This window comes from Niastella yeongjuensis, from assembly GCF_900110245.1.
Taxonomy (GTDB): domain Bacteria; phylum Bacteroidota; class Bacteroidia; order Chitinophagales; family Chitinophagaceae; genus Niastella; species Niastella yeongjuensis.
Window position 1 is genome coordinate 23417 of the sequence record NZ_FOCZ01000003.1, and the last position, 12906, is coordinate 36322.

Genomic DNA, 12906 nt, shown 5'->3' on the forward strand with positions numbered 1-12906 from the left:
GTGGTATTTTTCCTTTTTAGAAAGTAATGTTTAAGGCCACTCCCACGCTGTGGGTATTGGGAGTTGTCCAGAAGTCGATACCTGAGAAATTGGCAAGCCCATTACGCGTTCCCAGGTCGGGATCGCTGCCGGTGTAATTGGTGCTCAGCAAAAAGTTACGGGCTGTAAGGGTGATGCTGGCTGCGGAGATCTTTGCAGGCTTTAAGATCTTATTGGGTAATTCGTAGGTAAGGTTAACATCCTTCAACTTTATCCAGTACAGGTCGTGTTCAATATATAGTCCCTGTATGCTGAATGTTTTGCGGTACCAGGCTTGCGACAAAACCGCCGGTATGGCATTGGGTTCTCCTTTGCCAGCCGTTACGCCATCAAATACCGTAGTAGAGCCTCTGTCGACGGTGCTGGCATCTACACCATTAAACACCATTTGCAACCGGGGCGCGTTGAAAATATCAAAACCCCATCGGCTGTCTAACAAAAAGGAGAGGGTAAAGGGGCCTGATTTAAACTCATTTCTTAAGCCGAGATTGAAATTGGGATTGGGGTCGCCGATTTTGGTAAAGCTGGTATTCACTACCGGGTAACCATAGTTACTACTGCTCACATCATCATCGATCACTACTTTACCGGCTTCGTTTCTTTGTACGTCAATACCGTAAAATACGCCATAAGGATCACCGGCCTGGCCGCGGGCTTCCATCCAAATGCCGCCCAGACTAACATTGGAGATGTTATCGGTGATGTAGTTTACCTTGCTGATGTTCTTGCTGAAGATGGCGGTGGCACTCCAGGTGAGTTTTTTCTTTTTAGTAAAGTATTGTTGCAAAGTGGCCTCTATACCCCGGTTGGTAATACTACCTGCATTGGTCAGTGTATATTGTGCGCCTGTTGAACCTGGCAGCGATACGGGGATGATCTGGTCTTTACTGGTATTGTTGTAATACACCGCGTCTAAAATGGTACGGCTGTTCAGGAAGTGCAGCTCTGTGCCCAGTTCCCAGGTGCTGATGCGTTCCGGTTTCAGGTTGGCATTACCGATAGTGGTGCTGTAGCTAAGCCCGGTTTGTCCATTAAAGGGGAAACTGATGCTGCTTTGGATCCAGCCATTGGCGGAGGTGATGCCATAATACGTATTCAGTGAATAGGGGTCTGCATCATTTCCCACCTGGGCATACGTAGCACGGATCTTACCAAAGTTCAGCGTACTGCCATTCAGGTGCAGGGCATCGGTGAAAATAAAACTGGTGCTAATGGAAGGGTAGAAGAAGGAGTTTTTTCCTTTGGCCAGTGTACTGGTCCACTCGTTGCGGCCGGTCAATTCAAGATAGAGCCATTTCTGGTAATCGAGTTTGAGATCGGCATAACCAGCTACAAGTTTCTTCTCGATGGTTTGATTGATCGTTTGCGTGGAGGAGGCATTGCTGATATTGAAATTACCCGGAATGGTTAATCCGTCGCCGCGGGTGTTCACCTGGTTTTTGTAGGAACTGTAATAATTGTAGCCGGCCACTACACTCAGATCAAGGTCATTGCTAAGGCGGTGTTGCGATAACAACAATACGTCGAGGTTGTTATCGCGGCGATAGAAATTTACATCATTGATGGTGCCGGTAGCAATGCCCGATGTGCCCCGGCTCCAGGCGCCTTTTCTTACATCGGTATAATTATCTAATCCGTAACGGGCCGTTGCTTTCAACCAACTGTTGATCTCATAATTCGCTTCGGCAAAAGAAATAAAGCGGTTCAGCTGGTCATGCTGCGGGTTCATGTTCAGCGACCAGTAGGGGTTATCCCAGCCGATGCCATTGGCGTAGGAACGGCTATCGCCCCAGGGTTTGGCTGCAGTAGCGGGCAGTTTATATGCTTCCGGGTGTTTCCAGGCATCGCTATACCCATTGGTAATATCAAAGTTGGTAGCTGAATTCATAAGGGCGCGCACTACGTTGGTGTTGAACCCGCCCATCAGGGCCCGGTTGTGAGCGCCATCCTGGATGTAATTCAAACCACCTGATAACTTTAATTTATCATTCACCGTATAATCGCCATTGAAGCGAAAGGTGTATCTATAGAAATCTGTGGTGGGAATAATACCGGTTTGTTTCAGGTTACCATACGAGAAATAATAACCGGCATTACCGGTATTGCCATACAGGCTGATGTTGTTGTCGGTGGTATACCCATTCACATAAAAGTTGTCGATATTGTTATACCGGTTTACGGGTATGCTATTCGACAGTGGACTGCTTTTACCAACGATCACCCCGTTCTTATCGAAATTACTGGGTTGGTCGCTATAGGTAAGCGTATCCAGCAGGGCACCCCAGTTTTCGTCGGAACCGGTAACACCGGGTAAAATATAACTGCCGCCTAAGCCATTGGAAAATTGGTTTTGCCGGGGCTGCATGCGGCGGTTGATGTGGTCAACGGTGAAGGAACCGCTATAGGCAACCGATAATTTTTTATTGGTAAGCGAACTGCCACGTTTGGTGTTGATGACCACGGCGCCATTGGAGGCACGAATACCATACAGCGCAGCCGCCGCTGGTCCTTTCAGTACGGTAATGCTGGCGATATCGGCACTGTTGATGTCTATGGCACGATTGGAAGGCGTAGCCAGTGAAACATTGTTGCTGATGGGGAGAATGTCCTGTATGGAATTGTCGACCGGAATGCCATCGAGAATAAACAAGGGCGCGTTGTTGCCAAGCAGGGAGCTGTTGCCGCGTATTTTCACGGAAGAGGAACCTCCGGGCGAACCACCTGAATTATTGATCTGCACACCGGCAATTTTACCACTAAGGGCTGCTACTACATTCGCTTCGCGTGCCTGCACCAGTTCTTTCCCTTTTACTTCCGATACGCTGTAACCAAGCGCCTTGGCCGACCGTTTAATACCTACAGCGGTGACCACCACTTCATCGAGGTTTTTATTTTTTTCAAAGAGAGTGATCTCAGTATTGTTGTTTGAAATGGTAACTACGCGGGAAACATATCCTACATAACTTATTTCAAGGGTTACCGGTAAACGCTGGCCGGTTAAGAAATCAAATTCGCCTTTATTGCCCGTCAGTACCTGGTGGGTAGTACCCAGAATGTGTACCGTAGCACCTGTTAAAGGTGCCTTTTTTTCGTCCAGTATTTTTCCACTGAAAGAGATGTTATGAACCGGTCCTTTTGGCGCAGCTGCAGGAATGGAGTCCTGCGCGGTTTGTGCTGACACCGTATTAAAAATAGCAGTTTGAAGAACGAAGATTGGTAGGTAGTACGCCTTCTTCATTATCTTTGTTTTGGTGAATGAAAAAAGATTGCCATCACCTGGCTGGTTCAGCTGGTGTGGTGTGATCCTAAGCATTTTGTTTACCAGGCCGGAAACTGTTCCCGCAGTTCCGGCCATTTTTTTCCCGTCTTGTCATGCCCCTTGCGGTGCACGTTCGATAACTGGTATCGTTACGATGTATCCTGAAACATTATTTTAATTATTTGAAATGAGAATGGTGATATCTGTCAGAATGGGTCGAATAGCAATTCAGTGCAATGCAATCGTGGAGATCAGCAACAGCAGTGTTGACAACAACAGGTATATAAAGTATGCCTTGCCATACTACAAGTTTACTATCTTTTTATAAGTCCACCAAAATAGTGGGGTTGTATTTTTAGTGGTGCTGTTTTCGTGGTGTGTAGCAGGTTGTTGTGGGTAATGGGAGGGAAGGGCAGAAGGCAGAGGGCAGAAGGCAGAAAGAAATACACCTCATCGCGGCAACAAATATCGCCAATCAGGAAGTTGAGATTACTGGCGAGGTTGTTTTTCTCCCCCTCCACCGGAGGGGGCCGGGGGGAGGCCTGAACTTTCAACTTTCAACTTTCAACTTTCAACTTTCAACTTTCAACTTTCAACTTTCAACTTTCAACTTTCAACTTTCAACTTTCAACTTTCAACTTTCAACTTTCAACTTTCAACTTTCAACTATTCAAGTATTAAAGCAAGTATAGCAAACAGATCTATAATTAATAACGCAATACTGATATCTTCCTTCTTCCCAATGATCCATTTAATAGCAGTCCAGGTAAGGAAGCCCCAGATGATGCCTTGCGTTATACTATATGAAAATGGAATTATAACCATTGCTAAAAAGGCGGGAATGGCTTCATCGAGTTGTGTCCAGTTGATCTTTGTAACGGGCTGTACCATAAATACACCTACCAGCACCAATGCTGGGGCGGTGGCAATGGACGGCACTACTGATAACAAAGGAGCTAAAAATAAAAAGGGCAGGAATAACAAGGCGCCGGTAATAGCGGTAAGACCGGTTCTACCCCCTTCTTTAATTCCAACTGCGGATTCAATATAAGCGGTGCCCGGACTGCTTCCTACCAACCCGGCAATAGTGGTGGCTACGGCATCGGTTACCAATGCCCGTTTTATATTGCGGGGTTCACCTTTTTCATCCAGCAGATTGGCGGCTTCTGATAAACCTACGAGGGTGGAAAGACTGTCGAACATATCTGTAAATACAAAGGCAAAGATCACCGGTACTACCGACCATTGTAAGGAATGTACCAGATCGAGTTTCAACACCAGGCTAAAATCCGGCGCGGCAAAAACGCCTTTCCAGGAAATAAGGGGCGGCGTATCCAGTGCCCACCAACGGCCTATGGGTGAGGCTGCCAGTGTGGTAAACACAATCCCGATCAGGATGGCGCCCTTAACCTGCCTGGTTACCAGCACCGCCGTAAATAGTAAACCGGCGAGAAAAGTAAGCAGGGTGGGTTTCAATTTTCCAAGGCCTACAATCGTGGCCGGATTGTGTACGATGAAACCTGCATTTACAAAACCAATAAGCGTAATAAATAAACCAATACCTGCGGCAATGGCATAACGCAATGGCCGCGGTATGGCGCGCACAATATACGTGCGGATATTAAAGGCGGAGAGTAATAAAAATAATACGCCACTCCAGAACACCGCACCCAATGCTACGGGCCAGGGAACCTTCATGCCTATTACGGCAGAGAAAGTGAAAAAGGCATTGAGTCCCATCCCGGGTGCTACCAGTACGGGGTTCTTCGCATACCAACCCATCATGAAACTGCTGAAAAACGACACAAGCACCGTAGCCGTAAGCACGCCGCTGAAGGGCATGCCAGCCTGGCTGAGCACGGAAGGGTTCACAACAATAATATAGGAGGTAGCCAAAAAAGAAGAGATCCCGGCAATGATCTCTGTGCCGCGATTGCTGTTATTACGAGTAAGGCGGGTGGCAGTCATGAAATGAAGGTAATGAGTTTTTGATGGGTGTAGTTAATTTCCGTTATACTTCCCTTTAAATGCCATTATTTCTCCATCGATCTTCCATTAAGTAATGGAAGATGAATGGAGGATCAATGGAGGATGAATGGAGGATGAATGGAGAAAGGATGAATCCATAGAGATTGATGTCTAAACATAAAAGGGGGCAAATAAAAAAATCCGTCCCGGCTAAACCGGGACGGATTTCTATACCTGGCGGTTCCTTTTATTTTACTACAAACAGTTTTCTTATAAGTGAAGCGGATTGTACTTGTATACCATACGTTCCTGGCCTTAATCCGTTGAACCGGATCCGGCCGTTGGTCAGCCTGCCTTTTTGTATTATACTGCCCTGCATATCTGTAAGCTGATAGGGTTCGTTGTTTCCATTTTCGAGTATCACGTGAATGCTGCTGCCGGCTGCATACCAGCTCAATTGGGTGGTAGCGGCAAAATCAATGATTCGGATGGCGGAATAATTCGATTGGCCATCCCGGTCAACCTGATTCAACCGGTAATAATTTTTTCCGGCACCTGGTGTTTCATCGGTAAAGGAATAGGAGCGTACCAACGATGAGTTGCCGGCGGCTGCCACCCGGCCAATGCCGGTAAATTCTTTGCCATCGGTGCTGCGTTCAATAATAAACGATACGCTGTTTTGTTCCTGTTGGGTTTGCCATTGTAAGAACGCATTGGTGCCATTTTTGGTGGCAATGAACCCGGTATAGGTTACGGGCAAGGCCACCAGTGGACTGGCCACATAATTCGAGGCGGTTGCTGTGAGTGCAAAATTAGCCAGCGAACCATTATTATTGGTGGGGCTGTAATCCCGGGCAACGGTTAAACCGGTATTGTCTCCGCCAGCAACGCCCTGGTCGAAATTGAAAAGTGCCACAAGCCCTGTTTCTGTACCGGTAAGGGATACGTTTTTATTGGTGCTTATCTGTGCCTGGGTACGTGCGGTGTTCCAAATGCGCACCTCATCGATGGTTCCGTTGAAAAAGTCAAATTCAGTGCCCATCCTTACCCGGCCTATGGTTATCCAGTTTCCTGTACCTATTCCTGAGCCTATAGGGAAAGTACCAAGCGGATTGCCATTTACATATGCTGTAGTGGTACCGTTTGAACCATTAATAACAAAGGCAAGATGATACCAGGTTCCGGGTGTAAAGGTGGCAGGTAATGACTGGGAAATACCGTTGTACATGATAAGGCTTGTAGGCGTCATGTGAAAACTCCAACGGGTTGTGAGGAGGCCGCGATTGCCCAGCATACACGGAGTAGCCACCAACGGATTAAAGGCTGTGGGTTTAACCAGAAATTCCACCGTGCCGGTGGTAAAATCGTAGGCGTTGTTGGCTGGTATGGTAACATAATCGCTCACCCCGCTAATTTGAATGGCATTGGAGCCGCGCTGCACGGGAGAGGTGGTCCAGCCGGGCGAGTTGGTGAGGGTGCCGTCCAGATTGGCGTTGGCGGTACTATTGGTTAATTTACTTCCGGCGCCCTGATCTGCTTTATAATAGGCCACCAGCCCCGTGGCATTGGGGGCTACAGAATACATGTTTTGTTTAATTTGGGCAGCTGTACGGGTAACGTTCCAGATGCGCACTTCATCAACTGTTCCGAACAACTCCCTGTTCTCCCCGGCATCGGACCATTGGCCGATTTTGAAGCTGCCGGCTGCGTTGGAAACACCCGTTGCCGTTACATTACCCACATGAAATAAAGTACCAACCGAAATGCCGTTCACGTATAATTTAATATTCTCTTTTACATTATCCCAACTGGTGGCAATATGGTACCATCGCCCTGCCACAATGTTGTTGAGGATGGGATAAGTAATGTAACTGGCGGCCCCTGAACCATTCATATAATAGGCAGCCAGGTTACCACCGAACAGCAGTAATTCAATACCATAATTGCTGATAGATTTACTTAAAATTTCCTGGGAACCCGTTACGCTGGAAAATTTTACCCAACACTCCATAGTACGGATGGTGTTGGCATGAAGCAGCGTGTTATTGGTGCAATCAACATAATCGTTAGGGCCATCAAAAACGACCGCATGGTTTTGGGCCCTGGCAGTAGTGATTAACGCGGAAATAAATACCAGATAGAAAATAAGTCCATTTTTTTTCATATCGTATGTTTTGATTTGACTGGTGCACATACGCTACGAATCGGGCAATAAATTATACTGGTGTGTCCTTTGTTGTTGAAACAGATAGAGGTGGGTGTTACTGGTAGTGAGTGCGAATTTATACCTTTAATTATACAAAACGTAACCGGATGAAAAATATATTGATCTAAATTAATCGTTTAAACATTCTTTAGTATAAAGTAAAAGGTCCACCGAAAATCGGCGGACCTTTTACTTTATGCGTATCGATCATTTTTTAGTAACCTTCATTCTGGGCCAGGTTAATGTTCAGCTTCCTTTCTGAGTTGGGAATAGGGAAGATCTCTCTGCGTTTATCTGTATTCATTTTAGGAGAGTCATAGCCCGGGGTGGCCACATCACCGGGGATAGGATATTCCGTTTCATAGGCTTCAAAACGGATCAAATCATTACGACGCCAGTTTTCCCAGTACAATTCGCGGGCACGCTCATCGAGCAGATCCGCTTTGGTAACAGCCGTAACTGTTGGCGCTTTGGCACGGGCGCGTACTTTATTTACCAATACCACCTCATCCTGTAATTCCCCATTTACGGTGGTTGCTGTAGCGCCGCGCACGATGGCTTCCGCTTTCATTAAATAAATATCGGCCAGGCGGAAGATCGGCATATCGTTACCGCTCATACGGGTAAGTGCGGTAGTGGCCCTGTCGGGATAATACTTGATAGAACGAACACCCATACAACGGGCTTTGTAATCATTGCCCACATCAAATGGCTTTTTGCCAGTCATTACAAGGGTTTTGGTGATTTCCAACTGCCAGGTTGTATCGCCTGCAGGACCAGTATAACTGGCATCCAGGTCTTTTTTGGTGATCTTTAAAGTAAAAGGCGTGCCGTCTTTATAGGTTTGTTTACCTATCATCCAGGTGTTGTTGCGTTCGTCGCCAGCCAGGTTGAACCGGTCGTAAAATTCAGGCGTGGTGCTCATGGAAATACTCAGGTTGTTGGGTACACCATAAACAGGGTACATATACGCCATAAATCCATGGCGGGTAAACTGGTTGCCATCCAGCAGCAGGGGATCGTAAGGGATGGCGAAAATTGTCTCAGTAATAGCAGGGCCATTGTCTGGCGCAAACACCGCTGCATAGCTGGCATCGAGTGAATATTTTTTAGAGGCGATAACACTGTCGCACATGGCCACTGTTTCTGTATATTTTGTATTCCCTTTGCCGAGGTACACTTCAGCGTTCAGGTACATTTTTGCCAGCAAAGCGTACACCATGCTTTTGGTTGGGTGGGCATAGGTTGGAATAGGATTGTTAGGGTCTTTTACCGGTAATTTACCTACCACCGCTTTCAGTTCCTTTTCAATAAAAGCAAATACTTCGGCTCTTTTTTTAGTGGCTGGTAAATCGTTAACCGGGAACGTATCCACGATAGGTACGTTTCCATAAAGGTCCATCATAAAGAAATAGAACAACGCACGCATGGTTTTTACTTCTGCAGTAGAAGCAATGCGGGCAGGGTCTGTTTCAGCCATTGTTGAATTGGCAATGCTGTTTAATACGCGGTTGCAGGTATTGATGGCGCCAAATCCCCAGCCCCATACATCTTTCACGTTGGCATGATCGGGGGTGTACTGGTGGTGGTGGTTCTGTCGGTACTGGCCACCGTCATCATAGTTACCATCGCGGCCGGGAATGATAGCCTCATCGGTGGTAAGCTCCTGCATTCTGAAATAGTCAACAGCATATCTGCTGGCCAGCTGTGTATAAATAGGGCTTATTAATGCCGAATAATCGCCTGGCGTTTTGGGAAAGTTGCCCAGGGTGTATTGTGATTCCGGTGTAACATCCAGTTTAGAACACGCACTTGCTACAAAAACGATAGCTAGTAATGCGATCAATGTTTTTTTCATACTGGTAATTGTTTATTATAGTGTGAACGCTTATTTTTTATTGGATTAGAATACGATGTTGGCGCCTATGATGATCGATCTTGTTTTGGGATAGAAGTTTTTAGAATCTATACCAGGCGTTAAACCACCGATGTTGATCTCAGGATCAATACCGCGGTAACCGGTGATCGTAAACAGGTTGTTGCCAGAAACAAATACGCGTAATTTGTTGAAGGCCTTAACCTTTGTTTTGATAGAATAACCCAGGGTAGCATTATCCATACGGAGGTAAGCGCCATCTTCCAGGTAACGGTCTGAAGTGAGGTACGCAAAAGCGTCAGTGAATGCTTCACCCAGGGTGAACACAGGCACGTTGTTGTTTTTTGAATCAGCAGGGCTGTTCAACTGGGCCAGGGTATTGTTCAGGATCTTGTTGCCGGTCACTCCTCTGATAAAGAAGTTCAGATCAAAATTCTTGTAAGTAAAGGTGTTGTTCCAGCCAAACAGTAATTTCGGCTGGGCGTTACCTGCAACAAAAAGCGCATCAGTAAGCGGCTGGCTGGCGATCACTTTACCATCCTTATCCAGGAAGGTGCTGGTGCCGGCATCGTTCTTGCCCACATAATGCCACAGGGCGAAAGTGCCTAAGGGCTGGCCTTCTTTAAGGATCTGGCTCCAGTTACCTGACTGGCCTTTTCCGCCCAGGTATGCAAGGGGATAATAATCAGGCGCAGTAAATCTGCCATTTGATAAAGAAACCACTTCGTTCTTATTGTGTGAGGCATTCAAAGAGGTGGTCCAGTTGAAAGCCCTGGTTTGAACAGGGGTAGCAGTTATACTTACTTCAATACCGGTATTTTTTACTTTACCAACGTTGGCTGTCATGGTGCTTGTGAAATACACAGTGTTTGGCACCTGGTAAGCGTAGATGAGGTCAGAAGTGTTTTTGATATAATAATCAATAGAACCACTGATGCGGTTTTTAAGCACAGAGAAGTCAAGACCGATGTTGGTCATGGCTGTGCTTTCCCATTTCAGATCGGGGTTCTCGTTGGTTACGGGTAACAGCCCATTCAGGTACAGGCCATTGTTATAAGATTTTCCGCTTACATCGTAACGGGTAATGGCGGTGAATGCATCAAAGCCCAGGGAATTACCCGATACGCCATAACCGGCTCTCAGTTTCAGGTCGTCGAATATTTTTTGATTGGCCATAAAAGATTCCTGCGTAATGCGCCAGCCGGCTGACACGGTTGGGAAGTAACCCCAGCGGTTGTTGGCACCAAATGCAGAAGAACCGTCTTTACGTAATGAAGCCTGGAATAAATACCGGTCCCTGAACTGATAGTTAACGCGGGTATAATACGAGATCAGGCGCAGGGTGGAAATGATGGCATTGTCGAATTTGATATTGTTTACCACCAGACCATTACTTACACCCAGGTTGTTGTAATTGAGTGCATCGTTGGGGAAGTTTTGGGTCATTACACCAAAGCCATCGCCGGTACGGTCTTGTTGCCAGGAGTAACCCGCCAGTAATTTGAAGTTATGATCGCCAAACGTTTTGTCGTAATTGAAATAAGATTCAATAACCTGTTTAGTGTTCTCATAAGCACCACGGTGTGCGCGGCCATTGGCGCCTACTGCCTGTCCTGAATATACGTTGTTGTAAAAGCTTGAGTCGAGGCGTGTACGCTGGTTTGAAAGGCTCAGGGTGTAGGTGAGGCCTTTCAGGATCTTTACTTCAGCCAAACCGTTCACTAATACATTCTGTTCTTTATAATCAAACAGGTTGTTGGCAATGATCCCAACCGGGTTCAAATAACCGCCACGGCTAAAATCTTCAGTAAAGGAACCATCGGGACGGCGCACTTTTACGGTAGGCATATAGGTAAGCATGTTGCTGAACAGGGCGCCCTGGTCAACATCGCGGTGTTTGGCATTGCTGATGGTAGCTGACAAACCCAGTCTCAGGCGTTCTTCAAAGAATTTGCTCTCAATATTCCCTCTGAGTATGGTGCGTTTCAGGTTGGTGGTTTTTACAATACCCTGGTTGTCGAAATAGTTGCCGCTTACAGCATATACGGTATTGTTTGTGGCGCCATTGAAAGCCAGGTTATGGTTGTGTGAAATACCAGTGCGCATCACTTCATCCTGCCAGTTGGTATTGGCGCCGCTGTCGTTGTATTGCGAAACCAGGCTTTGTCCGTTTTTGCCCAGGTAATCCCTTAACTGATCACCGCTCAGCATATCAATTTTATTTGAAACGGTCTCTATAGCTACATATGGGTTATAAGCCAGGGTGGTTTGTCCCTGCTTTGCCCGGCGGGTAGTGATGATGATCACCCCGTTGGAGGCACGGGCACCATAAATGGCGGTTGAAGAGGCATCTTTCAGTACGTCGATAGATACGATATCGGTAGGCGCTACCAGTTCCAGGTTGGCACCGGGTACGCCATCTATAACATAGAAGGGATCGTTGGCTCCATCACGCAGGGTGGAAGGCCCACGCAAAATGACAGAAGGCGTTTTGTTGGGGTCACCGCTGCGGGCAATGTTCAACCCCGATACTTTACCCTGCAATAACTGGGTGGGTGAACCGGTAACTACCTGGTTAAAGTTTTCGTTGCTGATACTGGTTATAGAACCGGTGATATTTCTTTTGCTCGATTTTCCATAACCTACCACCACCACATCACTTAATTGTTTCGATTGCAAAGTAAGCGTTGTATTGATGGTTGTCTGGTTCCCAACAGCCACTTCCCTGGCCACATAGCTGACCGCAGAAAACTGCAAAACGGCTTTGCCGGCTGGTACAGCGATCTCAAAGTTGCCACTCTCATCGGTTGTTACCGACTTGTTGGTGCCACGCAGCGTTACGCTCACACTGGGCAGCGGAGCTTTGTTGTCATCTGTTACTTTTCCTTTAATTATACGGTCCTGTTGCTGAAAGGCTAAAACGGGTAAGGCAAATAACAGCAGCAGCGCTGTTATCATTGGCAAGGTTGTTTTTTTGACAAGCGGGAAACAAAAAAAACGCATGATTTTTTTTCTCATAGTAAATGTTTGGTGTTACGAGATTTGATCAGTGAACCTTCAATAAATTTAAATTTAAAATGCAGGCAAAGCTCCGTTAGCGATAGTAAAGGATAAGTAGTCGATTTTTGGGGAAAGCGCAAAGGGAAACTTTCGGTATTACTAAAATGTAAACCGTATATTAAGTTATTGGTGAACAGTGGCTAATATTTTATAGCAGGATAGAGATGCCCAGTGGATAGGTGAGTAGTGAGTAGGGAGTAGTGAGTTGTGAGTAGTGAGTGACTCGCTTTTGTTTAGCGGTTTGAATATTCGCGAACCCATTGCCCATTGCAGATTGCCGCGAAGAAGTGTATTGCTAATGGCTTATAGCTTGCGGCTTAAAGCTGTTTTACCTTGTGCCAGGCGGAATCCCCGGGATCTACCTGGGGTTCCGCTGGACTTGTAATGTTTGCGTAGCTACAAACTTAGGCGTAAAATCCAAAAAGGAGTTACGATTCACGGAAAACAAATTATTAAATCCGAAATAGTATTTCCACTGTTGTGTACCAGCTATTATAA

The 12906-nt window shown here is 46.4% G+C and carries 5 protein-coding genes; all 5 read right to left on the reverse strand.

What is annotated here, in order from left to right; all coding sequences use genetic code 11:
- Positions 1–16: 16 nt before the first annotated feature.
- A complete protein-coding gene (locus tag BMX95_RS08595) occupies positions 17–3394 on the reverse strand; it encodes a SusC/RagA family TonB-linked outer membrane protein (RefSeq protein WP_081197327.1) in 3378 nt (1125 codons plus the stop codon).
- 570 nt (positions 3395–3964) lie between these two features.
- A complete protein-coding gene (locus BMX95_RS08605) occupies positions 3965–5266 on the reverse strand; it encodes an NCS2 family permease (RefSeq protein WP_090519359.1) in 1302 nt (433 codons plus the stop codon).
- Positions 5267–5513: 247 nt separating this feature from the next.
- Positions 5514–7430 carry a LamG domain-containing protein gene (locus BMX95_RS08610; protein ID WP_165758796.1) on the reverse strand — a complete coding sequence of 639 codons (1917 nt, stop codon included), beginning with the start codon at positions 7428–7430 and terminating at the stop codon, positions 5514–5516.
- A gap of 256 nt (positions 7431–7686) precedes the next feature.
- Positions 7687–9330 (reverse strand): RagB/SusD family nutrient uptake outer membrane protein, encoded by a 1644-nt coding sequence (locus tag BMX95_RS08615; RefSeq protein ID WP_081197330.1) that lies wholly within the window; start codon positions 9328–9330, stop codon positions 7687–7689.
- Positions 9331–9375: 45 nt separating this feature from the next.
- On the reverse strand, positions 9376–12306 hold the full coding sequence (locus BMX95_RS08620; protein ID WP_242672975.1) for a SusC/RagA family TonB-linked outer membrane protein: 2931 nt from the start codon (positions 12304–12306) through the stop codon (positions 9376–9378).
- Between the last annotated feature and the right edge of the window lie 600 nt (positions 12307–12906).

Excerpts from the sequence above, each read along its gene's own strand:
- BMX95_RS08595 (WP_081197327.1), bottom strand. The coding sequence starts at position 3,394 with ATGGCCGGAACTGCGGGAACAGTTTCCGGCCTGGTAAACAAAATGCTT.
- BMX95_RS08615 (WP_081197330.1), bottom strand. The coding sequence starts at position 9,330 with ATGAAAAAAACATTGATCGCATTACTAGCTATCGTTTTTGTAGCAAGT.
- BMX95_RS08610 (WP_165758796.1), bottom strand. The coding sequence starts at position 7,430 with ATGAAAAAAAATGGACTTATTTTCTATCTGGTATTTATTTCCGCGTTA.
- BMX95_RS08620 (WP_242672975.1), bottom strand. The coding sequence starts at position 12,306 with ATGATAACAGCGCTGCTGCTGTTATTTGCCTTACCCGTTTTAGCCTTT.
- BMX95_RS08605 (WP_090519359.1), bottom strand. The coding sequence starts at position 5,266 with ATGACTGCCACCCGCCTTACTCGTAATAACAGCAATCGCGGCACAGAG.